Annotated in this window: 28 protein-coding genes, 1 tRNA gene and 1 pseudogene; 22 read left to right on the top strand and 8 right to left on the bottom strand. The window is 63.9% G+C overall.

What is annotated here, in order from left to right; genetic code table 11:
- Positions 1 to 511: 511 nt before the first annotated feature.
- Entirely contained in the window at positions 512 to 1,792 is a 1,281-nt protein-coding gene (locus SMN802W_RS0106920; RefSeq protein ID WP_156818749.1) for a site-specific integrase, read from the top strand.
- Here SMN802W_RS0106920 and SMN802W_RS18190 read toward each other — a convergent pair.
- Positions 1,770 to 2,369, bottom strand: a complete 600-nt coding sequence (locus tag SMN802W_RS18190; protein WP_156818748.1) for a hypothetical protein — start codon at positions 2,367 to 2,369, stop codon at positions 1,770 to 1,772. The genes SMN802W_RS0106920 and SMN802W_RS18190 overlap by 23 nt on opposite strands.
- A gap of 188 nt (positions 2,370 to 2,557) precedes the next feature.
- Here SMN802W_RS18190 and SMN802W_RS16595 point away from each other — a divergent pair, with 188 nt between their 5' ends.
- The 7 genes from SMN802W_RS16595 to SMN802W_RS0106890 all read left to right on the top strand — a co-directional run bounded on the left by SMN802W_RS16595 (position 2,558) and on the right by SMN802W_RS0106890 (position 7,863).
- The gene (locus SMN802W_RS16595) at positions 2,558 to 2,752 is read left to right on the top strand and encodes a helix-turn-helix transcriptional regulator (protein ID WP_019516174.1); all 195 of its coding nucleotides are present in this window, start codon (positions 2,558 to 2,560) and stop codon (positions 2,750 to 2,752) included.
- A 53-nt stretch (positions 2,753 to 2,805) separates the two neighbouring features.
- Complete coding sequence (locus SMN802W_RS0106910) at positions 2,806 to 5,130, top strand: phage NrS-1 polymerase family protein (protein ID WP_026325849.1); 2,325 nt, start codon at positions 2,806 to 2,808, stop codon at positions 5,128 to 5,130.
- A gap of 257 nt (positions 5,131 to 5,387) precedes the next feature.
- On the top strand, positions 5,388 to 6,113 hold the full coding sequence (locus tag SMN802W_RS0106905) for a hypothetical protein (protein WP_019516173.1): 726 nt from the start codon (positions 5,388 to 5,390) through the stop codon (positions 6,111 to 6,113).
- Positions 6,114 to 6,332: 219 nt separating this feature from the next.
- On the top strand, positions 6,333 to 6,740 hold the full coding sequence (locus SMN802W_RS0106900) for a hypothetical protein (protein WP_019516172.1): 408 nt from the start codon (positions 6,333 to 6,335) through the stop codon (positions 6,738 to 6,740).
- Positions 6,737 to 7,072: a hypothetical protein gene (locus SMN802W_RS0106895; protein ID WP_019516171.1), complete on the top strand. Its 336-nt coding sequence runs from the start codon at positions 6,737 to 6,739 to the stop codon at positions 7,070 to 7,072. Before SMN802W_RS0106900 ends, SMN802W_RS0106895 begins: the two co-directional genes overlap by 4 nt.
- Positions 7,072 to 7,545 (top strand): hypothetical protein, encoded by a 474-nt coding sequence (locus tag SMN802W_RS18185; RefSeq protein ID WP_156818747.1) that lies wholly within the window; start codon positions 7,072 to 7,074, stop codon positions 7,543 to 7,545. The genes SMN802W_RS0106895 and SMN802W_RS18185 overlap by 1 nt, the downstream gene beginning before the upstream one ends.
- Positions 7,546 to 7,581: 36 nt before the next feature.
- A complete protein-coding gene (locus tag SMN802W_RS0106890) occupies positions 7,582 to 7,863 on the top strand; it encodes a hypothetical protein (RefSeq protein ID WP_156818746.1) in 282 nt (93 codons plus the stop codon).
- Positions 7,864 to 8,101: 238 nt separating this feature from the next.
- On the opposite strand, the gene SMN802W_RS0106885 is transcribed toward SMN802W_RS0106890, so the two are convergent.
- Positions 8,102 to 8,191 (bottom strand) — tRNA-Ser (locus SMN802W_RS0106885).
- 166 nt (positions 8,192 to 8,357) lie between these two features.
- On the opposite strand from SMN802W_RS0106885, the gene hspQ reads away from it, so the two are divergent.
- From hspQ to lptG, 13 genes are all read left to right on the top strand, one after another.
- Positions 8,358 to 8,741, top strand: coding sequence for a heat shock protein HspQ (gene hspQ / locus SMN802W_RS0106880; protein WP_019516169.1), 384 nt, complete (start codon positions 8,358 to 8,360; stop codon positions 8,739 to 8,741).
- A 111-nt stretch (positions 8,742 to 8,852) separates the two neighbouring features.
- On the top strand, positions 8,853 to 9,152 hold the full coding sequence (rplU, locus tag SMN802W_RS0106875; RefSeq protein ID WP_019516168.1) for a 50S ribosomal protein L21: 300 nt from the start codon (positions 8,853 to 8,855) through the stop codon (positions 9,150 to 9,152).
- A 30-nt stretch (positions 9,153 to 9,182) separates the two neighbouring features.
- The gene (rpmA, locus tag SMN802W_RS0106870) at positions 9,183 to 9,452 is read left to right on the top strand and encodes a 50S ribosomal protein L27 (protein WP_019516167.1); all 270 of its coding nucleotides are present in this window, start codon (positions 9,183 to 9,185) and stop codon (positions 9,450 to 9,452) included.
- A 147-nt stretch (positions 9,453 to 9,599) separates the two neighbouring features.
- Positions 9,600 to 10,175 (top strand): GNAT family N-acetyltransferase, encoded by a 576-nt coding sequence (locus tag SMN802W_RS0106865; protein WP_019516166.1) that lies wholly within the window; start codon positions 9,600 to 9,602, stop codon positions 10,173 to 10,175.
- A 44-nt stretch (positions 10,176 to 10,219) separates the two neighbouring features.
- Positions 10,220 to 10,807 carry a TetR/AcrR family transcriptional regulator gene (locus SMN802W_RS0106860; protein WP_156818745.1) on the top strand — a complete coding sequence of 196 codons (588 nt, stop codon included), beginning with the start codon at positions 10,220 to 10,222 and terminating at the stop codon, positions 10,805 to 10,807.
- Between the two features lie 51 nt (positions 10,808 to 10,858).
- Positions 10,859 to 11,905 carry a GTPase ObgE gene (obgE, locus tag SMN802W_RS0106855; RefSeq protein WP_019516164.1) on the top strand — a complete coding sequence of 349 codons (1,047 nt, stop codon included), beginning with the start codon at positions 10,859 to 10,861 and terminating at the stop codon, positions 11,903 to 11,905.
- A 90-nt stretch (positions 11,906 to 11,995) separates the two neighbouring features.
- Complete coding sequence (proB, locus tag SMN802W_RS0106850; protein ID WP_019516163.1) at positions 11,996 to 13,114, top strand: glutamate 5-kinase; 1,119 nt, start codon at positions 11,996 to 11,998, stop codon at positions 13,112 to 13,114.
- Complete coding sequence (locus tag SMN802W_RS0106845; protein ID WP_019516162.1) at positions 13,111 to 14,004, top strand: SDR family oxidoreductase; 894 nt, start codon at positions 13,111 to 13,113, stop codon at positions 14,002 to 14,004. The genes proB and SMN802W_RS0106845 overlap by 4 nt, the downstream gene beginning before the upstream one ends.
- A 44-nt stretch (positions 14,005 to 14,048) precedes the next feature.
- Complete coding sequence (locus tag SMN802W_RS0106840; RefSeq protein WP_019516161.1) at positions 14,049 to 14,291, top strand: acyl carrier protein; 243 nt, start codon at positions 14,049 to 14,051, stop codon at positions 14,289 to 14,291.
- A gap of 1 nt (position 14,292) precedes the next feature.
- The gene (spt, locus tag SMN802W_RS0106835; RefSeq protein ID WP_019516160.1) at positions 14,293 to 15,561 is read left to right on the top strand and encodes a serine palmitoyltransferase; all 1,269 of its coding nucleotides are present in this window, start codon (positions 14,293 to 14,295) and stop codon (positions 15,559 to 15,561) included.
- 84 nt (positions 15,562 to 15,645) lie between these two features.
- On the top strand, positions 15,646 to 17,571 hold the full coding sequence (locus tag SMN802W_RS0106830; RefSeq protein WP_019516159.1) for an ATP-binding protein: 1,926 nt from the start codon (positions 15,646 to 15,648) through the stop codon (positions 17,569 to 17,571).
- 98 nt (positions 17,572 to 17,669) lie between these two features.
- Positions 17,670 to 18,866: an LPS export ABC transporter permease LptF gene (lptF, locus tag SMN802W_RS0106825; RefSeq protein ID WP_019516158.1), complete on the top strand. Its 1,197-nt coding sequence runs from the start codon at positions 17,670 to 17,672 to the stop codon at positions 18,864 to 18,866.
- Positions 18,863 to 19,957 carry an LPS export ABC transporter permease LptG gene (gene lptG, locus SMN802W_RS0106820; protein ID WP_019516157.1) on the top strand — a complete coding sequence of 365 codons (1,095 nt, stop codon included), beginning with the start codon at positions 18,863 to 18,865 and terminating at the stop codon, positions 19,955 to 19,957. Before lptF ends, lptG begins: the two co-directional genes overlap by 4 nt.
- Before the next feature lie 55 nt (positions 19,958 to 20,012).
- Here lptG and SMN802W_RS0106815 read toward each other — a convergent pair whose 3' ends face one another.
- Positions 20,013 to 21,092 (bottom strand): fatty acid desaturase, encoded by a 1,080-nt coding sequence (locus SMN802W_RS0106815; RefSeq protein WP_019516156.1) that lies wholly within the window; start codon positions 21,090 to 21,092, stop codon positions 20,013 to 20,015.
- A gap of 87 nt (positions 21,093 to 21,179) precedes the next feature.
- Here SMN802W_RS0106815 and SMN802W_RS0106810 point away from each other — a divergent pair, with 87 nt between their 5' ends.
- Positions 21,180 to 22,364, top strand: a complete 1,185-nt coding sequence (locus SMN802W_RS0106810; RefSeq protein WP_019516155.1) for a hypothetical protein — start codon at positions 21,180 to 21,182, stop codon at positions 22,362 to 22,364.
- A 70-nt stretch (positions 22,365 to 22,434) separates the two neighbouring features.
- Here the strand turns inward: SMN802W_RS0106810 and SMN802W_RS0106805 are convergent, their stop codons facing one another.
- The 5 genes and pseudogenes from SMN802W_RS0106805 to SMN802W_RS0106785 all read right to left on the bottom strand — a co-directional run bounded on the left by SMN802W_RS0106805 (position 22,435) and on the right by SMN802W_RS0106785 (position 25,572).
- Positions 22,435 to 22,680 (bottom strand): hypothetical protein, encoded by a 246-nt coding sequence (locus tag SMN802W_RS0106805; protein WP_019516154.1) that lies wholly within the window; start codon positions 22,678 to 22,680, stop codon positions 22,435 to 22,437.
- Positions 22,681 to 22,824: 144 nt separating this feature from the next.
- Complete coding sequence (locus SMN802W_RS0106800; RefSeq protein ID WP_019516153.1) at positions 22,825 to 23,472, bottom strand: transporter; 648 nt, start codon at positions 23,470 to 23,472, stop codon at positions 22,825 to 22,827.
- Between the two features lie 158 nt (positions 23,473 to 23,630).
- Positions 23,631 to 24,401, bottom strand: a complete 771-nt coding sequence (xth, locus tag SMN802W_RS0106795; RefSeq protein WP_026325843.1) for an exodeoxyribonuclease III — start codon at positions 24,399 to 24,401, stop codon at positions 23,631 to 23,633.
- Between the two features lie 10 nt (positions 24,402 to 24,411).
- Positions 24,412 to 24,749: pseudogene (gene erpA / locus SMN802W_RS17865) on the bottom strand (iron-sulfur cluster insertion protein ErpA).
- Between the two features lie 100 nt (positions 24,750 to 24,849).
- Positions 24,850 to 25,572, bottom strand: a complete 723-nt coding sequence (locus tag SMN802W_RS0106785) for a M23 family metallopeptidase (RefSeq protein ID WP_156818744.1) — start codon at positions 25,570 to 25,572, stop codon at positions 24,850 to 24,852.
- Positions 25,573 to 25,679: the final 107 nt, after the last annotated feature.

The following is a 25,679-nucleotide window of genomic DNA, read 5'->3' as shown; positions in this document are numbered from 1 at the left end:
GCACATGCCGCGCCTCGGCTACGTCTCCGCTGGCGCCCCTCTGCTCACAGAATCTGTGAGCATCGGCCAGGACAGGATCGCGGTCGCTCGCGCTGCCCACTCTTATAAAGGCGCGGACAGCGGCGGCTTGAGCGGGATCTAAAGACTGCCACTTCTTGCTTGAGGCGAAAGCGGTTCAAGCGGCGGCGGCGGTGAAGCCTCAGGGAGGCAGCGGCATCGATTCGCCCTCCCTCCAAGTCAAATCTAGACTACGGAGACGATGCGTGTGCCAAGTCGTACGACACATATCGATCGCAGGCGATGCCGCTGAGCCGCGGCCTCATCGCTGATGTAAGATGTGGAACCATGGCGGAGAGGGTGTCCGCCACAAAAGACCCCCCTCCCCCGCCCGTGTCGCCCGGATATGACCTGAAACCGGGAGTTTTGCGTGCTTTTTCCCTCCGGAATTTCTCATCCTGTTGCATTCCGGTGCGACGTGCTGCATCAATTTATGGTGGGCAGATGGGGATAGATGATGCCGGTAGTCGCTCGGGAGTTGGGCCAAAAGGAACTAGACGCCCGGATAAAGTCGGCCGTCGAAACAATGGCTGGATCGGGCCAACGCCACTCAACCCGCATACCTGTGGGCGGGCGTCCGGCTGGTTTGATGCTCCAAGTGACGCCGGCCGGTTCGTCGTCATGGATTTACCGTATCGTGCAGGGCGGCAAGCGCATGGAGCGTGGGCTAGGCCCGTATAGTCCGAGCGATCCGAAGCGTTCGACCACGCTGGCACAAGCCCGAAAGATGGCCGCTGACATCAAGGCGGGCAACGACCCTGTAGCCGAACGAAAGGGACAGGATCGACCGGCTACCTTCAAGGAATTGGCCGAGGCGTTCCTGCTGAACAACCGAGACGGATGGAAGAACGCGAAGCACAAGGCGCAATGGGAATCGACGCTAGCCACGTGGGTTTATCCAATGATCGGCAGTAAGCCGGTGGCGACGATCGACCGCAGCACCGTTGAAAAGGTGCTTATACAGCCTGTCGAACGCGCAGATGGGGAAAGGCTATGGATTGCTCGGCACGAGACGGCCACGCGGGTCCGGCAACGCATCGAAGCGGTGTTTGCCTATGCCATTGCTCGCGATCATCGGACCGACAATCCCGCCGCGCGTGAAGGGCTGCTCCCGATTTTGCCCAAGCCGCCAAAGGAGGCAAAGCGGGTCAAGCATCACGCGGCGCTGCCCTACAGCGAGGCTCCCGCGTTCCTGACTGACCTGCGTGGGCGTAGTGGCACGGCGGCTCAGGCGCTCGAATTTGCCATTCTGACGGCCACACGGTCGGGCGAGGTCCGCAACGCCGACTGGTCTGAAATCGATGTTGAGCGGGCAACCTGGACAATCCCGGCCGATCGCATGAAGGCAGGCAAGGAACACGTCGTGCCGCTGTCTGACGCCGCGCTGGCGATCCTGACGCCCACGGAGGAAGCCAAGCGTGCAGGGTTGGTGTTCCCCGGCACTAAGCCGGACAAGCCGTTGTCCGACATGACCCTAGCAGCGGTGTTAAAGCGCATGGATCGCAGCGACCTAACCGTCCACGGGTTTCGCAGCACATTTCGTGATTGGGGAGGCGAGACACACGCAGCGCCGCGCGAGGTGATTGAACACGCGCTTGCACACCAGTTGAAGGACAAAACGGAGGCGGCATATCAGCGCGGAACGCACCTGCCGCCTCGTGTCAAACTGATGACTGCATGGGCTGACTATCTGTCGCGCAACGTTGACAATGTCACTCAGCTACGTTTTTCCTAGCGTCTATCCATACCTTTAAGCCATCTCGAAGTTTATGATAGGCCCTCACGGACCTGTACCAATCTCCGTCTTCGTAGTGTGACCATTCGCGGAAATCATTGCGGTGGATGTGCTCTTGGTTCCTCTTATCCCACAACCAGTTTAGATTGCTGTGGTCAGCTTCTTTAATCACATCTAATTGTTTCAACTTATCCATTCGTTTGGCGAAACTGGAACCCTTACCTAAGCCGTATTCAGATGGAAATATGCTTATGCTGTCGCATATGTTACCGAGAATGCAGACAGCTTCCTTGATGAGCATTTCCCGCGCTTGCCCCGAAATGTCGGTGTTGAACACCATCCACCTTAGCACATCATGCGTCATCAATGCGTAGCTGAGATTCGCCTTAAGATTCACGTCTTCAACAAACGTCAACTTTGATCTGTGTTCAATTGCTGTTCGGATAAAGCCTCGGGGAAACCGAAGGCGGCCGAAGCCTCGTGAATCGCCGTTCTTGCCTAAATAGTCTGTAATTTCCTGAATCAGAGAATTGGCTGATTTCACCTTCGTTATCAGTTCAGCTCTATCTTTGATCACGCTGCGATCCTTGGCTTGACAGAACCGAAAACGTGCCACAACTTGTACCGCGATGCTACGGCATAGCAGGCCCGAGGGAGGATACCCGGAGGCGTAGGGTTGGATGACCAAAGCCGGAGGAAGACCGGTAGCGTGGCAGGTGGATGCCGCACGTTCCCCCGCAATCATCCGATCCGAGGGGCCACATAATGGGCCAATTTCTTCCCATCGACGGCGTAGCCGCGCGCTACGCGACCTCCAAGCACAGCATCTACCGCTGGATTCGCGAACAACGCGAATTTCCGCTCCCGATCGTCTTACCGTCCGGCATCAAACGCTGGGCAGTGGCCGAATTGGTCGAGTGGGAAAGCCGTAGCCGCGCCAGCGCAGACGACCTCGCCTGAAACAACACGCCCGGCCACGCCGTGCAGGGCGCGCCGGGCGGGAGACTTGACGCATGGATAATATCGCTGCCGCCATCGCGGCGCAACCTGTGGCCGTGCCGGCCGCGTTGATGCCGTACCCGCAGTTCGTCACATGGCGAAAGGAACAGCGGCCGGGAGAGCCGAAGCCTCGCAAGGTGCCGTACAATCCGATGACGGGCCAACGAGCCGATCCGACCGACCCGACCACGTGGGCGGATTACCTGACCGCATGTGCTGCCCTCGCGAGCGGCAGTTATGCTGGTGTCGGCTTCGTGTTTACCGCCGACGACCCGTTCGTATTCGTGGACCTGGACGACTGCCGCGATCCGGCGACAGGCACCTACACCGATCATGCTATGTCGATCGTCCAAGCGCTGCAAGGCGCATGGGAGGTGTCGCAGTCGGGCAAAGGGCTGCACGGCGTTGGTATCCTGTCCGATCCAACGCGGTTGGCCGACAAACGCCGCAAGTGGGGCGATGTCGCCGGTAACAAGCACGAGTGCTACGCATCGGCGCGCTTCATGGCCATAGGCGGTAACGGATGGACCGGCGAACCCGTGGCCGACTGGACCGATCAGCTTGCCGCATGGGTGCCCAACGTCGAACGCCTGTCCGACTTTGCGGCGGTCGAATGGGTGGACCAGCCCCGCGAAGGATATGACGGACCCGCCGGCGACGACACGCTAATACGGCAGGCTATGGGCCGGCGCACGCCGATGGCCTCGCTTGGCGCCCGCGTATCGTTCTCGGACCTGTGGGAAGCCTCGCCCACGCTAGGGCAGTTCTGGCCCGACGAAGCGCGCCCCTTCGACCATAGCAGCGCTGACCTGGCCATGTGCAACGCGCTCGCATGGTGGACCGGCTGCAACCCCGCGCGCATGTTGCGCCTGTTCCAACGCTCGGGTCTGTGGCGCGACGACGAACGAAAAGCGCGGCTGGCCATCGCCAAGGCCATCAACGATCCACACCGGCCGTTCTACAGCCGGGCGCAACGGCTGCGCGATGATGAGCGCATTGGCGACGATCTGGCAGCGGACGCCTTCCCGGAGCTGCTGACGCTGGAACAGGCAACGGCCGACCTCGTGTTCGTTGGTAGCGGGTCGCTTGTCGTCTCGCGCCGCTCGAAACGTATGCGGTCCAAAGCCGACGCCGTGAACGAGTGGGCAGCCTCGAAACACTCGATCGACACGGGCAAGCTGGACAAGTGGGGCGCGCCGCTCATCAAAGAGGTGCCGGTTATTGGCGCATGGCTGGCCAGCCGCGATCGTCGCAGTGCAGACGTGGTGGCGTGGGTGCCCGGAGCGGGCGAGTTTTGCCGCTCACCCGAACGGGCACAGGCGGGTGACAGGGCATTCAACCTGTGGACGCCGCCCACGGTGTTCGATCCGCCGCCCAACTGGCAGGATCGGGTACAACCGTTTGTGCAGCACCTCGCATACCTCGTGCCGATCGAAGCCGAGCGCATCCGGTTCACGCAATGGCTCGCGCACATTGTGCAGCATCCGGGCGAACTGCCGCACACCGCATACCTGATGTTCACCCCGAAAACCGGCACGGGGCGCGGCACGTTGGCCAGCATCCTGACGCGGGTGTTGCGCGGTTATGTCGCTGCCAACGTGTCAGCCGACACGCTGTTCGGCGCCTACAATGGCCGGCTATCGATGAAGCTGCTCGCCACCGTGGACGAAGTGCGGGAAGGCAACAGCCGGGAACGATGGACCAAAGCCGAACAACTCAAATCCAAGGTCACCGAGGAATATCGGCACCTGAACCCGAAATACGGCGCACAGTCGGTCGAGAAGAATTGCTGTCGATGGCTAATGTTCTCGAACCATCCCGACGCACTGCCGTTCGACAACTCTGATCGTCGCATCATTGTCATCGAAAACCCGTCCGAATGCGCGTCGGCCGATTGGTACGCACGGCTGCACGACGACATGGACGATCCGGCGTTTATCGCATCGGTACAGCACTACTTGGCCACGCTATCGCTGCATGGCTTCAACCCGCACGAACACGCGCCCATGAGCGCGGCCAAGGCAAAGGCGCTCGCCTCTCTTGTCACCGATGCGGAGGATGCGGTGCGTCAGTTTCAAACCGAGTGGCCGGGCGACTTAGCCTTCGTGTCCGATCTGCATCGTTACGTGGCCGACGACGCCAAATCGGAGGATTGGTGCAGGCACGAGGCAACGCGTGCGGGTATGCGAACCGGCGACCGCTTCAAGGTGGTGGGCCGCTGGGAACGACCGCTGATCGTGCGGGGCCATCTCACGCCTGACGACCTGACGACGATCGGACGTTCACAGGTGCGGGCGGCGGTGGAAGGCGCAAGGTTTGCTCATCGTCAAAATGGCTAAGCGGAACAGGCGGAACAGCTAGAACACCGTTTCACGAAACCCCATAAACGAAATGAAGCTATACACTTATTCATGCATAAGTATTCCGGCCTGTAGGGTTTCTGGATTTGCTGTTCTAGCTGTTCCGCCTGTTCTATGTAGTTTGTTTTCTATGGAGTTGTTTATGTCACTGTCAGACTTATTGTTTGATGGCGACTTGACCTACTACCCGTCAAAACCGATCCTTGAATTGTTAAGGATTAGCGGAGTAATTGAACATGGCGCCGACTTTCAACAGGAACGATCGAGGCGTTGTCGCAGGTGTGGACGATACGAACGCTTTCCTGCCCGACGATCCGGCGTACGCGCAGACGATCGGCGCATTTGAGGCGCTGACGAACGAACACAATCAGCTTTCCATCGTCATGAAGCCCGAGGCGATCCCGGCCGCGTTGATGAACTCGACCGCTGGCCGTGCTGCCATTGTCGCCACTAGCAACACGTACGGGGCGTTGCTGACCCGCAAACGGGAATATGAAACGGCCGATCGCAACGCCCGCGAGCGCGCACCGTCGATCGCGGACACCCGCAACGATGGTGAATGGCGGAACGTCTATCGTTCGCTTAGCCCGGCTGAACAGGCGGCGCGCATCACCGTGGCCGACCTGCGCGAACTTGCCGCCATCGTTGCCGCACCCGATCTGGCCAACCTTGCACCAGAACTGCGCGGACCGGCCGACGAGCGTTACCTGCAATTGAACTTTGCGGAGCGTGTGGGGCTGGCTGGCAACTATCCAGCCATGCCGTCCGTGACGGGCGACTTGCTCGCAACCGGCGTTGACCACGTAGCTGTGCAGCAGGCAGCCGCCGCAGTGCTTGATCGGCATCGCGAACGAGGCGAGCGCAGTGCCGGCGACGAACAGGCGCTGCGGTCTATCGTCGCGTACCTGGCGACAGCGTTCAATTTGCCGCTGGCAGCCGTTCTTGAGCGGGTGCAACCGTGAACGCGTCCTGTGCGCTGGCCATCCCGGACGTAGTGACGCTCCGGGCCGGCAGCATGAAGCCGGGCGAGTTATGGGACGCGCTCGGCATCACCCGTGCCACCGCTCACAACTGGCGCCGGCGTGGAATGCCAGCACCGCTAGTCGCCCGCATTCCAACCCAACCCGTGGCCGAATGGCTGACCCGCGTTGGCGGCACAGTGGTTCGGTGGAGTTAAGCCGATGATAGACGCAAACACCGGGCGCGCGCCTGATGGTAGGTTCCTACCCGGCTTTGGCGGGCGCAAACCTGGAAGCAAGAACAAGAAGGGTCGCGCAACACTCGAAGCCGTGCAAAATCTTTCGAGCGAAGCGGTCGCACAACTGCGCGACAAGGTTCGGGCGGGTGAATGGACCGCCGTTCGGTACGTGTTGGATTACACACTGCCGAAGGGCGGTCGAACAGTCGAACTCGACAGCAACGACCCCAACGCCATCATCGACGCGGCCGCTATGTCCGAGATTTCGCCCGAGGAAGCAGCGCGGCTTAGTCAGGCATTTAAGACCGCTGCCGACGCCAGTGACGTGAAAGAACTCAAGCGTCAGGTCGAGGAACTGGAAGGCATCATCGGCGCGGTGACGAAGCGATGAGCCGGGTTGGCATCGAGGTGCGATTGCGCGCAATCCGGGAGGCAGCGCGACGACATGACGAACGCGCGTACGCTCTGCATCATCTGTCGCCCAAGCTGCGGCGCTGGCACGACGAATGGGAAATCGAGTGCCGCCAAATAGCCTTTAAGCGGTTCGGGAACGATCCGGCAGCGCGCTATGAAGCGGCGCTTGCCGGTGATGATGTTTTCCCACCGATGCCGCCGCGTGTTGCCGAAGCGCTCAACATCAAACCAGTTGTCGGCATCCCTCTTACCGCCACTGTGGACGACGCGGCTGAAATGTACCGCAAATGCCTAGCAGGGGAATTGTGATGCAGAACGCCGACCTCTGCCGCGTGCAACGCGTCATTGTCTCTCAACCGTTCTGCGTCCTAGAGTTTGACAGCGACGCAGTATTCGAGCCGTTCACGCTTGCTAGGTGGACTTGGAAGGGGCGTGCTGCTTCGAAAATAGACGCCTTGCGCACAGACATAGCCTATCGCTGTCATGCAGTCCGCTATGATCCAAAGCAAACAGACATGATCCGGCACCACGTGGACGAACTGCGACGCGAGGTGCTGGTGTTTAATCGTACGACGGTGCTGCGGATGATCTTTGCAGCCGATCGGTCGACCACATGGGCAAGCGAAGCACTCTGCGGCGGCAAGTCTAGCAGCCTGGATCGCTGGTTACGCATATGGCTACCTGATGAGGACGCCAGCGCAGTTGCTCGTGATTGGGTCTCATTGATCGATTTGGCCCAACGTCGCATCCAGAAACGACGTGGACTGACTAACAATCCCTGACAGTATCGCGCTTGCTCGACTCGAAAGGCGTGGACGATGATCGCATGGCTCTTGCTTGTAGCTGCCGTCGAAACACCAAAGATGGTCAGCGTTCCGTCGTCGCGACCCATGACGGAGGTGGCGCTGTGCCTAGCACACGTGGCCGATCCGTTCGTATCACCAAGCATCTTGCAAATGGCTGATCGGATCGGGCTGCATTACGGTCGCGGAGTACGTGACGTGACGGTCTATCCCGACAGGATCGAGACAGCCAAGAAGTTTGGCCACCTATCCGATAAGGAACTGGCCAAGTGTGGCGCTGCCCCTGTGGACGATTGAAGCGGATTGGATCAGACCGGCTCAATCCGGTGCGTCGTTTCGCCTATTTCGAATCGAGAGAGACACGCCGATAAACCGTCCGGCGCTACAACAGCGGCTCGATAGCGCACCGACGATCAACCCGATTGATGCCGCGTGATGGTGCATTCTGTTGCAGACAGCGTTGGTGGGCAGATGGTGACATTCACCACCCGCAGCGCAGAATGAACAACAAATACAATTACTTAACGGCGAACCGTGGCGGAGAGGGTGGGATTCGAACCCACGGTACCCGTGAGGGCACGCCGCATTTCGAGTGCGGTACATTCGACCACTCTGCCACCTCTCCGCGAGGTCCTTCGGTCCGGCCGTCGAGGCCGGTGAAGTGGTCGGAGGGCGGCCTCTAGCGATGCGCCGGGTGAGGCGCAAGCGTTTCGTGAAGATAGCACTCTACCCTAGCCGCACGGCGCGAACACGCTGTTGTGCCCTCCCGCACTCGCACTATCTTGAAGCGCATGAACGACACCGTGTCTGCCGTCCCGGATCCTACCCCTGCGCGCCCGATCGCGCCGCCCATCTCACACGCGCGCTTCTCAATCGGCGACGTTGTGCGCCACCGGATGCTCGACTTTCGCGGTATTATTTTCGACGTTGATCCGGTCTTCGCCAACACCGATGAATGGTATGAGGCGATTCCCGAAAGCTTCCGCCCACGCAAGGATCAGCCGTTCTACCATCTGCTCGCCGAGAACGCCGAGTCGAGCTATGTCGCCTACGTCAGCCAACAGAACCTGGTCCATGACGACACTGACGAGCCGGTCGAACATCCCGCTATTGCGGGTCTATTCGATCGCCTGGCTGATGGCCGATACGGCTTGAAGCGACAGCATCGCCACTAGGTAGGTGCAGGCGCGCAGCGGTTGACAGGCGCGCCGCCTTTAATTAGCAGCGCGCTTTCTTCCGCGGGGTCTGCCCCGGCGGGCATAGACATTTGGGAAGTGAAAAGAGCCATGTTCGCTATCGTGCGCACGGGCGGCAAGCAGTACCGCGTTGCCGCCGGAGACAAGATCGTCGTCGACAAGATCGATGGTGATGCCGGGGCGTCGGTGACGCTGGGCGACGTGCTGCTCGCGGGCGAAGGTTCGGATCTGAAGCCGATTGACGGACTGTCGGTCGCGGCGGAGATCATCGCGCAGGCGAAGGCCGACAAGGTCATCGTGTTCAAGAAGCGCCGCCGTCACAATTATCGCCGCCGCAATGGTCACCGCCAGCAGCACACGATCCTCAAGATCGTGTCGATCGGCGCGTAACGAACAGCGGCTCGCAGGAGGTTATTCGAAATGGCACATAAGAAAGCAGGCGGTTCGTCGCGCAACGGTCGCGACTCAGCCGGTCGTCGTCTCGGCGTGAAGAAGTTCGGCGGTCAGGAAGCGATCGCAGGCAACATCCTTGTGCGTCAGCGCGGGACCAAGTTCTATCCGGGTCGCAACGTCGGCATCGGCAAGGATCACACGCTGTTCGCGCTCGTCGACGGGCGCGTGGTGTTCCACGATGGCAAGCTTGGCCGCAAATTTTGCTCGGTCGACATGATGCCGATGGCGGCTGAGTAACATCGGGTAACCATCCGGGTTGCCTACCAGGGTGACCCGAGTGCCAAACGGCACCAAACCAACAAGGGAGGCGGGTCACCCCGGCTCCCTTTTTTCGTGTCTCCCTCCATCCTGTCTCGGGCGCGTCACGCTGGCGTGCTTGGGGCCTTGGCCAAGGAGAGCGAAACCGTGTTCGCGCTGACAAGAAGACTGACCCTGCGGCCCGGCTGGCCTGAGGACGCACCCGCCCTGTCGCGCGCGATCGGGCACGAGGCAGTCGTGCGCAACCTGTCGCGCGCGCCGTGGCCGTACGCGCTGGGTGACGCCGAGGCGTTCCTGTCCCTGCCACGCGATGCGCATCAGCCGCGTTTTCAGATCATGACGCGGGGCGAGAACCGCCTGATCGGCGGGATCGAGCTAATCCCGCTCGGAGCTTGCACCCGCGAACTCGGCTATTGGCTGACGCCTGATGCATGGGGTCATGGCTATGCGACCGAGGCGGCACGAGCCGTTGTCGACATCGCGCGCCACGCACTCGGGAGCGAACGGCTGATCGGACGTCACATGGTCGACAATCACGCATCCGGGCGGGTGCTGCGCCGGCTCGGCTTCGTCAAGACCGGGTGCAGCCGCCTGTTCTCACTCGCGCGCGGGGCTGAGGTTGAGTGCGTCGACCTGGCACTCGATCTCGCACGACCGTGCGCGGCGGCGGACACTGCATGCGCGATGCCGATCGCGGCGTGACCCGCGATGTTGCGCGGCGGCGTGCGATCGCGGATCAGAGCGTGATGACCATAGCTCCCCTGCCCCGCCGTCTCAGCCCCGAGCAATCGCGCGAGGCCGCGCTCGACGCCGCACGTGCGCTGCTGGTCGAGGTCGGCCCGCAGGCGGTGACGCTGAAGGCGGTCGCGGGGCGGATCGGGCGCACGCATGCCAATCTGCTCCATCATTTCGGCTCGGCCGACGGGCTGCAGAAGGCACTGATCGCCAGCATGGCGAGCCGCATCGTTGGCACAATCAAGTCGGCGGTGCTGCGCGCACGCGAGCGCGAGGACCCGGCCGAAGTGGTCGATCTCACGTTCGATGCGTTCGGCAAGAATGGTGCGGGCGCGCTCGCCAGCTGGATGATCCTATCGGGCAACGAGGACGCGCTCGATCCCATCCTGACCGCAATCCACGATCTGGTCGAGGAGCTGGCGCAGGATAATGATCCGGGCGCACCGATCCACGACGAGACGCTGCAGCTCGTGCTGATGGCGCTTGGCGACGCACTGCTTGGTACACCGATGGCGCGTGCGCTGGGGCTGCCACGCGAGCGGGCACGCGAGCTTGCGCGCGCGATGCTGCTCGCTGATCGGGGTAAGCCGACCGGCTGACCCGCCCCGCGCCGGGTCGCTTTAATGCCGCGAACGCGCTAGGCGCGCGCCATGCATTTTCTTGACCAGGCAAAGATCTTCGTCCGCTCGGGCGCCGGTGGTCCCGGCGCCGTCAGCTTCCGGCGCGAAAAGTTCATTGAATATGGCGGCCCCGACGGCGGCAACGGCGGCAAGGGCGCAGACATCGTGTTCGAGGCCGTGGCCGGCCTCAACACGCTGATCGACTTTCGCTACACGCAGCATTTCCGCGCGCCGCGTGGTCAGGGCGGATCGGGTAGCAACCGCACCGGCGGTGGAGGCGACGATCTCGTCATAAAGGTGCCGGTCGGCACGCAGGTGCTGGCCGACGACGACGAACGCACGTTGCTCGCCGATCTGACCCGTGTCGGCGAACGCGTCGTGTTCCTGCGCGGTGGCGACGGCGGGCGCGGCAACGCCAGCTACAAGACCTCGACCAACCGCGCCCCGCGCCAGCATGGCACCGGCTGGCCCAGCGAGGAAGCGTGGGTGTGGCTGCGCCTCAAGCTGCTCGCCGACGCCGGGCTCGTCGGTCTGCCCAATGCGGGCAAGTCGACCTTCATCAATCAGGTGACCAACGCGCAGGCGAAGGTAGGCGAATACGCCTTTACCACCACGCGTCCTCAGCTGGGTGTCGTGCGGCACAAGAACCGCGAGTTCGTCCTCGCCGACATCCCCGGCCTGATCGAAGGCGCGGCGGATGGCGCTGGCATCGGCGATCGCTTCCTCGGCCATATCGAGCGCTGCCGCGTGCTGCTCCACCTGGTGGATGCGAATGACCCGGACGTGGCGGAAAGCTACCGCATCGTGCGCGAGGAATTGGCGGCTTACGGCGGCGGGCTTGATGAGAAGCCGGTGGTGGTCGCGCTCAACAAGATCGACACACTCGACGACGAGCTGATTGCCGCGCTGTCGGCCGAGCTTGAGGATGCGAGCGGCGCCGAGGTGATCCCAATCTCCGGCGTCAGCGGCACCGGCGTCGACTGGGTCCTCAACAAGCTGCTTGAGGCGATTCCCTCGACCGACTCGCCCGTCGAAGATGACGGCGATGAGGACGCGGTCGAGTGGTCGCCGCTCTGACGATAGGGCGAGGGCGTACCGTTTCGCGACGCCTCACCCAGCGTGCGCACGCTTGCCACCCCGCCTCGGTGCGCTAACGATCGCATCCACATGTCGCTGTTTCCCGCTCCCACCTGCGCGCGGCTGATCGTCAAGATCGGCTCGGCGCTGCTCGTTGCTTCCGACGGCAGTATTCGACGCGACTGGCTGGCGAGCGTCGCGGCAGATGTCGCCGCCCGGCGCACAGACGGCCAGCAGGTCGCGATCGTCTCCTCGGGCGCGATCGCGCTTGGCGCGCGGCGGCTCGGGCTCGCCAAAGGCGGACGCGCCAGCCTCGAGGATGCGCAAGCCGCCGCGGCTGTCGGGCAGATCGCGCTCGCAGGCGTCTGGGCCGAGTTGCTGGCCGCGCAGGGGATCACCGCGGCGCAGATGCTGGTGACGCTCGGCGACCTGGAGGACCGACGCCGCTACTTGAATGCTGCCGCGACACTCGACCGGTTGCTGACACTCGGCGTCGTGCCGGTCATCAACGAGAACGATTCGGTGGCGACCGAGGAAATCCGCTTCGGTGACAACGATCGGCTCGCCGCACGCGTCGCGCAGGCGGCGGGCGCGAACGGGGTAGTCCTGCTGTCCGACATCGACGGGCTGTACGACCGCAACCCGGCGCAACCCGGCGCGCAGCACATCTCGCGCGTCGAACGCATCGACGCGGCGATCGAGACGATGGCGGACACCGGATCGAGCTCGGGCATGGGGTCGGGTGGGATGGTCAGCAAGATCGCCGCCGCACGGATCGCCAACGCCGCCGGGGCGCATCTGGCAATCGCGAGCGGGCGCATCGACCATCCGCTGTCGACGCCGTCGCGCCACACGATCTTCGTCGCGACACGCGGCGCACCGGCGCGCAAGGCATGGCTCGCCGGAGGGCTGACCGCGCGCGGCACGATCCACGTCGACGCGGGCGCCGCCGCCGCGCTGGCGGCGGGCAAGAGCCTACTCGCGGCCGGAGTGACGCAGATCTCGGGAGAGTTCGCACGCGGTGATCTGGTCACAATCCATGATGACCACGGCACGATCGCGCGTGGCTTGAGCGAATATGATGCCCTCGATGCGACACGGCTGATCGGTCGACGCAGCGACGAGCACGCGAGTCTGCTGGGCTACGCACCGCGAGCGGCGATCGTTCACCGCAACCACATGGCTTACCTTGGAGGAAGCGCGCGATGATCCTCGCCATCACCGGCGCAACCGGCTTCGTCGGCAGTCACCTGGTCGATCAGGCGCTCGCCGCGGGCCACACGGTTCGCGCGCTCGCCAGGCGGGAGCAGCCCGAGCGCGAGGGTGTGACCTGGATACCAGGCAATCTCGCCGGGCCAGGCGCGCTGGTCGACGGCGCCGACGCGGTGATCCACGTTGCCGGCATCGTCAACGCCGCCGACCGCTCTGGCTTCGTCAGCGGCAACATCGACGGCACGCGCAGCATGATCGCGGCGGCCGGTGCCGCCGGTGTCCAACGTTTCGTCCACGTCTCGTCGCTCGCCGCGCGCGAACCGCATCTCTCCGATTATGGCTGGTCGAAGCTTCAGGCCGACCGGCTGGTGCAGCTGAGCGGGCTGGAGTGGACCATCGTGCGTCCGCCCGCCGTCTTTGGCCCGCGCGACCATGAGATGCTGGAGCTGTTCCGCTTCGCACGCCGCGGGCTCGTGCCGCTGCCCCCGCGCGGCAATCGGCTGTCGGTGATCGCGGTCGAGGATCTGGCGCGTCTGCTACTGACGCTCGCCACCGGCGACGGCGCACGTCACATGGTGCTCGAACCCGATGACGGCCGCCCTGGCGGCTGGGACCACCGCGACTTCGCCCGCGCGCTCGGCCGCGCGGTTGGACGTCGCGCGCTTCCCGTCTCGCTGCCCGGCGCGATTCTTTCGGGCGCGGCGCGGCTTGATCGCCTGTTCCGCGGGTCGCGCGCCAAGCTGACGCCCGACCGCGTCGGCTATTTCCGCCATCCCGACTGGGTCGCCCACGCGCTCCCCTCACCGGCCTTGTGGCGCGCCGAGCACGACACCGCTGCCGCGCTTGCCGCGACGGCCGAGTGGTATCGCGCCCACGACTTGCTATAGCGCCGCCGCACCCCGGCCTTAATCATCACGCATCGAAAGCGACCATGAGCGACCGCAACCAGATCTTCGACACCGTTCAGGCCCAGATCGAACCCTTCAACAAGAAGGGCGTGGCTGTCATCGACGCGACGACCTTCCAGGGCGACCTCGAATGGGATTCGCTTACCGTGATGGATTTCGTCGCCGCGATCGAGGACGAGTTCGACATCATTATCACGATGAACATGCAGGCCGAGATCGAGAACGTCGGCCAGCTCGTCGACGCTGTCGCACGGTTGAAGGCGTAACATGACAGAGACCGGCCTCGAGCCCGAGGCGCTGCCCGCCGATCCCGCTCCGGTCGCCCCTGAGCGTGACCTGTTCAGTAAGTTCGACGCGCTGATCGCCGAGCGCGAGGCGCTGCTCGGCACCGGCGTGCGCGATCCGTTCGGTATCGTGATGGAGGAGGTTCGCTCCCCCACCGAGGCGGTGATCAAGGGACGCGAGACGATCCTGCTCGGCACCTACAATTACATGGGCATGACCTTCGACGCCGACGTGATCGCGGCGGGCAAGCAGGCGCTCGACCGCTTCGGCAGCGGCACCAACGGCAGCCGGATGCTCAACGGCACCTTTCGCGACCACGTCGATGCCGAGGATGCGCTGCGCGAATTCTACGCCGCTGATCATGCCATGGTGTTCTCGACGGGCTACCAGGCCAACCTCGGCACGATCTCAACCATCGCGGCAAAGGGGGAGTACGTCATCCTCGACGCCGACAGCCATGCCTCGATCTACGACGGCTGCAAGATGGGCGATGCGGAGGTCGTGCGTTTCCGCCACAATTCGGTCGAGGACCTCGACAAGCGACTCGGCCGCCTGCCCAAGGATCCGGGCAAGCTCGTCGTGCTCGAAGGCGTCTACTCGATGCTCGGCGACATCGCGCCGTTGAAGGAGATGGTCGCGATCGCGAAGAAGCACGGCTGCATGGTGCTGGTCGACGAGGCGCATTCGATGGGCTTCTTCGGCGAACACGGGCGCGGCGTGTACGAGGATCAGGGCCTGATCCTGGGCGAAGACGTCGACTTCATCATCGGCACCTTTTCGAAATCGGTCGGCACCGTTGGAGGCTTCTGCGTCTCCAACCATCCGAAATTCGAGGCGATGCGCCTCGCCTGCCGCCCGTACATCTTCACCGCCAGCCTGCCGCCCTCGGTCGTTGCAACCGCCGCCACCTCAATTCGCAAGCTGATGCACGCCGACGCGAAGCGCGCGCAGCTCTGGTCGAACGCGCGCCGCCTGCACGCGAACCTGCGCGAACTCGGCTTCACGCTCGGGACGCAAAGCGCCGACTCGGCGATCATCGCTGTCATGTGCAAGGATCAGGAGCGCGCCGTCGGCATCTGGCAGTCGCTGCTGGAGCAGGGTCTGTACGTCAACGTCGCGCGTCCGCCGGCAACGCCGTCGGGCACCTTCCTGCTGCGCTGCTCGCTCTCGGCCGAACACAGCGATGCGCAGATCGACCGCATCACCGCGATGTTCGCCGACGCGGGCCGCGCGACCGGCGAGATCAACTAGACCAAGTGCCCTCACGGTGGCGCGGCGCTCTCTTTGCACCGGGCGCGCCGCTGCGTTAAACCGGTCGGCGTGAGCGGGGACGAGATGGATGCGCGGCGCAGGCTGTTGTCGGCCTGGCGCACGGTAACCCTGGTCGCGATGGCGGTCGCGGGCATGGCCGTGCTGACCGCGCTCGTCATCACGCTCGGCGAAGCGAGCCGGCAACGCGACCGTGCCCTCGCGGCGCAGAGTCACAGTTACGACGTCATGAACCTGGCGCGCGCACTTCAGGGCACGATGGCGAAGTCCGAAGCGGCGCTCGGTCGCTACGTTATTTCGGGTGACCAGCGGCTCGGCCAATCCTATTTCGACGATTGGCGCCGGGCGGGAGAGAATGTCGCGCAGCTCCGCCGGTTGACCGCAGATAATGCCGGCCAGCAACAACGCCTCGCCTGGCTGCAGCGCGCATTCCGGCAGCGCGGCGAGGAACTGGCCGCAACCGCGCTCGCAACCAATTACGGCAAGAACAGCCAGGCATTGTCGCGCTATTATCAGGTGCGTACCTCGCCCGCGCTAGAGGCGATCAACGCCGCGCTGGACGGGTTGATCGCCGATGAGCGTACGCTGCTGGAACAGCGCACGTCGCAGGCGATGACGCTGGTGAACCGCTCGACCAATGCGGCGAAGATCCTGTCGATCTTCGGCGTGCTGCTGCTGCTCGGCATGATCGCGCTCGGCTGGCTGACCATGCGCGTGCTCGCCGGGCGCGCCGTGGCGCAGGCAGAAGCCGATTCGCAGCGCGAGCGCGCCGATGATCTCGCCAGTGCGGTGACGGCGGCGACGGACGAACTGCGCGTCCAGGAAGCGCGGCTGCGGCAGGTGCAGAAAATGGAGGCGGTCGGGCAACTGACGGGCGGGATCGCACACGACTTCAACAACATGCTCGCGGTCGTCATCGGTGGGCTGGAACTCGCACGGCGCGGCATCGCATCGGGAAGTCTCGACGTGCTGCGTCACGTCGAGAGCGCGACGGAGGGCGCGACCCGTGCCGCCGCGCTGACAAGGCGGCTGCTCGCCTTCGCACGCGAAACCGCGATCAATCCGGAATATATCGACGCAGCGAACCTGTTCGCCGGCCTGCGCGACCTGCTCGATCGCACGCTTGGCGACGGCGTGACCGTAGTGATCGACGATCGCAGCAACGGCTGGTGCGCACGGGTTGACCGCGTCCAGTTGGAAAACACGCTGGTGAATCTCGCTGTCAATGCGCGAGACGCGATGGACAGTCGCGGCACGCTGACGATCACGGCACGTGCACAGACGCTTGCGACTACTAGCACGCACGGCTGCGCGGCGGGCGACTATCTCGCGCTCGCGGTCACCGACACCGGGCACGGCATGTCCGCCGAAGTATTGGACCGCGCGTTTGAGCCGTTCTTCACCACCAAGCCGGTCGGCAAAGGCACTGGCCTCGGTCTCAGCCAGATCTTTTCCTTCGCCAAGCAGATCGATGGTGACGTGTTGATCGCATCCACCCCAGGTCGCGGCACGACCGTGACGCTGCTGCTCCCGCGCGAGATCGAGAACACACAGGCCGAAACCCCGTCCGCCATCCATGAGATGGCACTGCACGAAAAGGTGCACGACACCGCGCTGTCGATCCTGGTGGTGGAGGATGATCCCCGCGTTCTCGCCGCAACGGTCGGCGCGCTGGAGGAACTTGGTCACATCGTTGCCTCGTGCGATGATCCGACCAGAACCGCCACCACATTGGCGCACATGCCCGCCCCCGACCTGATCCTGTCCGACGTGCTCATGCCCGGCCTGACCGGACCCGAGATGATCGCAGGGTTGGACGCGCGTCATCGCCACATCCCGGTGCTGTTCGTCACCGGGTTCGCGGGTGACGCCGCCACCGTCAACCTCGGCAATCGTCCGGTCCTGCGCAAGCCGTTCACGCTCGCGGCGCTCGAACACGCGGTCGACGCGGCCGCGCGACGCGATCGCGCGCACGCCATCGCCGCCGAATGATCGCCACCGGATCGCCGCAAGCGAACAGGTGACGGCTTGCATTCACCTGCTATAGCCGAAGCCTTTCCGTTGTTCTTGCGAGGCCGCGTCGCGCGCACATGAAATCGATCGACCGCTACATGGCCCGGCTGATCGCGCTGCCATTGTTCTCCACCCTGTTCATCGCCGCGATGCTGCTGATCCTAGATCGCATCCGCCGCTTGTTCGATTTCGTCGCGACGCAGGGCGGCCCGGTGAGCGTGGTGTGGAAGATGCTCGCCAACCTGCTGCCCGAATATCTCGGGCTCGGCATACCGATCGGGCTGATGCTGGGTGTGCTGCTGGCCTTCCGCCGCATCGCGACGTCGAGCGAGCTTGACGTGATGCGCGGCGTCGGGATGAGCTACGCACGCTTGCTGCGCGTGCCGTACATGTACGCGATCGTGCTGGCAGCGGCGAACATCGCGATCGTCGGCTATGTGCAGCCGATCGCGCGCTACAATTACGAAAAGCTCCGCTTTGAACTGCGGACCGGCGCGCTCGGGGCTTCGGTCAAGGTCGGCGAGTTCACGCATCTGGGTGACCGGATGACGATGCGAATCGAGGGAAGCCGCGACAAGGGACGCAAGCTGTCGGGCATCTTCGTCCACGCACAAACACCCAAGGGCGACTGGGTCGGCGTAACGGCCGAGGGGGGGCAGTTCCTCGCCACCGACGATCCCAACGTCATCATCTTCCGCCTGACCAACGGCACGCTGATCCACAACCGCGCCAACTTCCCGACCCCGCGCACGTTGTCCTTCTCGTCGCACGACCTGCCGATCGACCTGCCAAAGTTCGAGAGCTTCCGCACCCGCGGCGGCAAGAATCTCGAATATACGCTGCCGCAGCTCGCCAAGCTCGGCCATGCCAACGTCAGCGAGGCGCAGCGCGACAGCAGCCGCGCCGAATTCCACTTCCGCCTCGCCGAGGTCGTGTCGATGTTCCTGCTCCCGCTGCTCGCGGTAGCACTCGGCGTGCCGCCGAAACGATCTAGCTCGGCACTCGGCGTATTTCTCTCGATCGTGATGGTGGTCACCTATCACAAGGTGAACCAATATGCCGCCAGCGTCGGCGAACGCGGCGCGATCGATCCACTGATCGCGCTTTGGGTGCCGTTCCTCATGTTCGCCGGACTTATCGTGTGGATGTACTATACCGTCGCGCATGTGCCCGGCGGTCAGCCGATCGGCGCGCTTGAGCGGTTCTTCTCCAAGACATGGAAGCTGATCGTGCGTTATCTGCCGGGCCGCAATCGTCGCGGAGCGGCGGCATGAAGGGCTTTTTTCCGTCGCGCACGGTCGCGCTCTACATGGCGCGGCTTTTCCTGACGCGCACCTTTGGCATCCTCGCCGGCCTCGTGCTGGTGTTGCAGGCGCTCGACCTGCTGAGCGAGTCGGGCAAGATCCTGGCGGTGACCGGCAATGGCGACACAGAGGTGTGGCGTTACGTGGGCTTGCGCCTGCCGCAGATCGTTTCGACCTTCCTGCCCTTCTCCGTGCTGCTCGGGACGATCCTAACGCTCATCACGATGAACGCGAACAGCGAAGTGGTCGCGCTCAAGGCCGCCGGGCTGTCGGCGCACCAATTGCTTGCGCCGCTCATCCTTGCCAGCCTCGGCGTCGCCGCGCTGACATTTGTCTTCACCGACCGTGTCGTCAGCAGATCGACCGCGACGCTGACGCAGTGGCAGCGCGTCAACTACGGCCCGCTTCCGATCGATCACGGCGAGCGATCAAACGTCTGGGTGCTGTCCGGCGAGGATTTGATCCAGGTCGATCAGATCAAGGGCCGCGGCGATCAGGCGCAACTCGGCGGCGTCACCGTCTACCTGCGGTCCGCGAGCGGGGGCCTGCGCGGGCTGCTGACGGCACCACACGGCCGCCGCTCGGGCGATGGCTGGCTGATCGGCCCGACCAAGCGTTTCGATGTGGCGAGCGGGCGCGTTCAGATGCTGGGTGAACGGATCGTCGGTCGCGGCGTGCGCACTGACCAGTTCACCCTGGCATCGGTCGACGCCGACAGCCTCTCGTTCGGCGCGCTGCGCGGCGCCATCAGCGACCTTGAAGAGGCCGGACGCCCGGTGAAGGCGCTTGAGGGATCGCTGTGGCACAAACTTTCGGCCCCGCTTTCGTCGGTGCTGATGCCGCTCCTCGGCGCTGTCGCCGCGTTTGGCATCGCGCGGTCAGGCCAGCTGTTCGTCCGTGCGGTGATCGGCATGGCGCTCGGCTTTGCCTATTTCGTCGCCGACAATTTTGCGCTCGCGATGGGCAATCTTGGCGCCTACCCACCATTTCTTGCCGCCTGGGCGCCATTCCTGCTGTTCCTGCTGATCGGCGAGGCGGTGCTGCTGCGCACAGAGGAATGAAAAAGGCCGGCGTCTCGGTCCGAGACGCCGACCTTTCTTAGCCAAGCTGTTGCAATCAGCGCGGCCGGATCGTCGCTACGGCCAGTTTGCCGACCAGCGCGGGCAAGCCCTTGTAGCTTGCCTTGTGATAGGGGGAAGCGGGCTCCAGCACCTTCGACAACCGGCGATGCGCCTCCGCCAGCGAATGATACGGCAGGCCCGGCAGCAGGTGATGCAATGCATGATAGCGCAGGCCGACGGGTGCCCACAGCACCGGCAGCAGCGCGGGCGGCGGCACGTTGACAGTGTCGAGGTACTGCGCCGTGACGCTCATCGCCTCGCCCTCATTCTCCCACAAATGCGCGACGAGCGTACGCACCTGGTTAATCAGCGCAACGCCCGCACCCACCACCATGAAGATTGCAAACGCCTTGAACGGGATCCCGCCCGTTGCCGTCAGCACGATTAAGGCAATCGCCCACACGGCAGTCGCCGCTTCTGCCCGGACCCAGCGCTCGCGCTCCTCGCCCTCGGGCATGCGGCGGCGGAACGACGGATTGATCGACAGCGCCGAGTAGCGCGACACGACCGCTGTGCGCAGCCGCGGCGACACAGCGGACAATGGCGCGAGCACCGCGTAGCGGATCAGCAGCCCGACGGGCGCAAGCATCGACACGACCACGAACACTGGCAACGTCCACGCCTTCATCAGCGCAAGCGGCAGATACTCCGGGTCCTCCGACGTGCCGTAGCGTGTCTTGGCATGGTGCAGGTTGTGGACGCCCTCGTACATGAACGACGGGATCATCATCGGCACGCCGATCAGCGCGTTCCACCCGGCACGAAAGCCGCGCAACTGCGCATGCTTCACGTGCGTCAACTCATGGATCATGCTCATGCCGCGGTACAGCGCCAGCATCGAGACGACACCCGCGACGATCATCACCGCAGTCGAAGCGGTGCCGATTGCCAACGCCAATGCGCCATAACCGACCACCGAAGACGCGATCAGATCGGCCCAGTAGATGCCGGCACGCGGCTGCACCAGGTCTCGTGTCAGCTCCGCGGCGGCCCGCAGCATCGCCTTGTCGTCGGGGATGCGCACGCGAACGCTCGCGGCCGCGGCGGACGCACGGTCTAGGGTCATGCTGGTCATGGCTTGCTCCATAGACCGAATATAGTGGCGACACGGTGACCGTAACAGGCGCGCGCTGCCACGATGCGGCGCAAATGCTCACTCGCCATGATCGATCGCGCCGGTTATTTCCGGTTTATGTCCGACCCTCTCCGCATCACCCCGGTCACCAGCAAGCGCGACCGCAAAACCTTCGTCGACCTGCCGTTCCGCCTCTACCGCGACGACCCGAACTGGGTTCCGCCGCTGAAGGGAGAGGCGCTAGGCCTCATCACGCCGGAGAAGAATGGCTGGTACAGCCACGCCGAGGTGCAGTTGTTTCTCGCGCACCGTGGTAATCGGGTAGTCGGCCGCATTTCCGCGCACATCGATACGCTCGCGCTCACCATGCCCGCGGCGCAGGGCTTCGGACCCGGCGTCGGTCAGTGGGGGCTGATGGACGCGGAGGATGAGGACGCCTTTGTGGGCCTGCTCGCCGCCGCGGAAGACTGGCTGCGGGCTAAGGGAATGACCCGCGCGCTCGGCCCGATCTCGCAGTCGATCTGGGAAGAGCCAGGCCTGCTGATCGAGGGTTACGACCATCCCCCGACGATCATGATGGGTCACGCCAAGCCCGAGTATTGCGGCTGGATCGAACGCGCCGGCTACGCGCCGGCCAAGCAGCTGATCACCTACGACCTCGACATCACACAGGAATTCCCGAAGCTCGTCAAACGCATCATCAGGTCCGGCGAGGCGAATCCGAGCATTGTCATTCGCGAGGTCAACAAGCGAAAGTTCGAGGAAGAAGCCGCGATCATCCTCGACATCCTGAACGATGCATGGTCGGACAATTGGGGCTTCGTCCCCCTCACCCCGCCCGAGATCAAGGATGTCGGCGTCAAGCTCAAGCCAATCGTGTTCAACGACCTGATCCGAATTGCCGAGCTTGACGGAAAGCCGGTCGCGTTCATGATCACGCTGCCCGACCTGAACGAAGCGATCAAGCCGCTGAACGGTTCGCTGCTGCCGTTCGGCTGGGCCAAGCTGCTACTGTGGCTGCGCAAACCAAAAGTGCGCACCATGCGTGTGCCGCTGATGGGCGTGCGCAAGGAACTGCAATCCTCGCGCCTCGCCAGCCAGCTCGCCTTCATGATGATCGAAGCGATCCGCAAGGCGTCGGTTGAGCATTACGGCGCTCGCCGCGGTGAGATCGGCTGGGTGCTCGATGACAACCAAGGCATGAACTCGATCGCGACCGCGATCGAAAGCAAGGTCAACAAGGTCTATCAGGTCTACGAACGCACGCTGTAGGCGATCGCGCTTTTAAGGCCGCCCCCCCCGACAGTACCGGCGCACCCCGTCGGCGCGCCGGTCATCCGCCTCACCGCTTCGCCGCGGCGAGGACGTCAACGTCGAGCACCTTCCACTGCGCCGCAGTGTGGCATTCACGGTGACGGAGGCGCGACCCTGTCGTCTCGCTGTCGATACAATAACGCTGGTCGGGGCTGACTGCCTGCGTTGGCGCAGGCATCTCGGTAGCGGGCGGCGGCGGAGACTTGGGTTCGGCGTTGGCGACAGCGCCGGTCAGTGAAGCAGCGAGCGCGGCGAGGATGATGGTCGACTTCATGGCACTTCTCCCGACGGCTCAGTGCCGTCGAGCAGGTAAGTGCATTAGCCGTGCCAAACACCCGGTTACGCAAAATCAACGACTTAGCAGCTGTACCACCCTCATAAAACACCAACTACCCGCGGTTCCCACCGATAAGTGGCGTCAAAACACGAACGCGCCGCCAACCGCAAGCCGGAGATCGGGTGTGTTTCGATTGAGTCCCGCCACCGCCAACACGTCCAACTGCGTCCGCTTGGTCGGCTGCCACGCCAGCGACCCTGCCAACTGCGCCATCGTGACGTGTTGCATCGGATCGTTGTCGCGCTCGAGCATGAAGTCACCAAACGCGGTAACGTTGGAAGAGACGGTGTAGCCGACTTCGACGATCCCGCTCGCGTCGAGATGGCGGCCATGGCGATCCTCGTCGGCCTGCGCCGCCGCCTGGCCCGTGAAGCCGAGGCTCCAGGTGTCGTTTACCTCGTACACGACCGGCACGACCGCGCCCGCAGACCACGTTCCGTCGCTAATGTCGCCGCGCCCGGTCGGCAAGGTGACGAACGGCTGGATCGCCGTCGACAGTCCGTGTCCGTCGGCATGCGTGAAGTTCTGCCTGACCGCGAGCGTCAGGTCGCTGATGCCCGACACGCGCGAAATCGCACCGCTGGCCTTGTCGCGTGACCGCTCGATTACCTGCGGGCTCCACCCGACCTGCACCTCTGTCTTCGGCCCCACGCCGATCCGTGCAAGCGTGTCGGCGAAACGGACCATGTCGACACGCTCGTCGGAATTATTGTCGAGCTGCCAATCCACGCCAGATATCTCGACCTGAACCTGCCCCGGCAAGGTCGTACATCCGCTGGAGCCTAGGCTCGGTCGATTGGGGCAGAAGCGTTCATCGTCGCGCTGCTGCGCAGCAACCGGCGCGGCCCCCGCTGCACACACCACCAGTAGCAGAGCGTGTATGCACCTCATGACAGCTGTACCCAGGTCGGCGCATGATCACTCGCCTTTTCGCGACCGCGATACGCCTTATCGACGTTAGCGTCCTGTAATCGGTCGGCCATCGCCGGGCTGAGCAGCAGGTGATCAATACGAAACCCTGCATCGCGCTGCCACGCGCCGGCCTGATAGTCCCAGAACGTCCACACGCCGCCGCGCGGATGCCGACTGCGCAGTGCATCGGTCCACCCTTGTGCCACCAGCGCACGATAGCCCTGCCGGCTTTCCGGCTGCATCAGTGCGTCGCTCGCCATGGCGGACACGGAGAAGGTGTCGTCGTCGTTGGGAATGACGTTGTAATCACCCGCCAGCACCGCCGGCACCTCGCTGTCGAGCAGCACCTGCGCGCGCGTGCGCAAGCGGTCGATCCAGCGTAGCTTGTAGTCGAATTTGGGGCCGGGCTGCGGATTGCCGTTGGGCAGGTAGATCGAGGCGACGACGAGCCCGTCGACCTCACATTCGAGGTAGCGGCTGTGCTCATCCTCGGGCTCACCCTCCAGCCCCCGCTGGCGCTCGACGGGGTCCTGCCCACGCGCGAGCACGGCGACGCCGTTAAAGCCTTTCTGTCCGTGCCACACAGCACCGTATCCGGCGTCGCGGATCGCGGCCTCCGGGAACGTCTCGTCGGACGATTTCAGCTCCTGCAGGCACACCACGTCGGGTTGCTGCTCGGTGAGATATTCGACCAGCCGCTCGAGCCGCGCCTTGATCCCGTTGACGTTATAGGTGACGATTTTCACCGTCACAGCCTTACACCGAGAAGCTGGTCCCGCAACCACAGCCGGACGCTGCGTTCGGATTGCTCACCTGGAACGACGCGCCGCCAAGCGACTCGACGTAATCAACCGCGCAACCACGAACCAGATCGAGGCTGACGTCATCGACTACCAGCCGAACGCCATCGGTTTCCGTTATCGTGTCGGTGGCATCGGGCGCATCAGCGAAACCGAATTTATACTGGAAACCCGAGCAGCCCCCGCCTCAACCGACAAACGCAGGATCGCGGGCTTGCCCTGTCTGGTGGCGATGCTGGACACCCGCGCCGCAGCGGCGGGAGTCAATGCGATATCGGATGCGAGCGTTGCCATGACGGACATGTAAGCGGGGTCGGCTGCACCCGCAACCGACCCCGCCTGTGCCTCATACCAAAGCGAAGTTGAGAAAGTTGAGGTTCATATGGCTCTGATATCAATCCTGCGGTGCAGGGCCGCTGGTCGATACCGGGATCATGCCGACCGAGCGATCCTGCGCGGCGAGCAGGTAATCGGCGGTGGTCAGGAAGGGCACCGGATTGACCGCGTGACCGTCGATGCGGACCTCGTAATGCAGGTGCGAGCCGGTCGAGCGGCCGGTCGAGCCCATCAGCGCGATTAGCTGTCCACGCTTCACGCGCGCATTGTCGGCGACGATGATGCGCGACAGATGGCCGTAGCGCGTCGCGATCCCCTTGCCGTGGTTGATCTCAACCAGATTACCGTAGCCGCCCTGGCGCCCCGCATGGCTGACGATGCCGTCGGCGGTGGCGTAGATCGGCGTGCCGATCGGACCAGGAATGTCGACACCCGCATGCATCGCCGCAGTGCCGCGGAACGGGTCGGAGCGGATGCCGAAGTTGCTGGTGAACTTGAGGCTCGATACCGGCTGAACCGAAGGAATCGCGATCGCGCCGGTGTTGCCGCCGTCGAGCTTCTTCCAGCTCATGAACAGCGAGCGGAACTGCGCGTCGGCGGCGATGTCGCTACGTGCCTCCGGGCTCGCCGCGCTGATGAGCGGACCGCCGGCGGGAACGGCGCCCTGGGTCGCTGCAACCGGCTGGAAACCGGCCGGCGCCTCGGCAGCGGCAGCGTCTGAGAGTGTGAGACCTACCACCGTCACCACCGCCGCAGCGGACGTCAAAGCGAGCTTAATCATCAAACCCCATCGTCGATCGATCAGCCGCACGCCCGCCCGTCAGGGTCGGCGCCCGCCCGCGTGAATGAACCTGGATCGGTAGGGACCCCCCGCCCGTCCTGATGGCA

It is taken from the genome of Sphingomonas sp. Mn802worker, assembly GCF_000382485.1.
Taxonomy (GTDB): Bacteria; Pseudomonadota; Alphaproteobacteria; order Sphingomonadales; family Sphingomonadaceae; genus Sphingomonas.
Note: the sequence above shows the minus strand (reverse complement) of the source record. Positions and strands in the feature narration are given on the sequence as shown.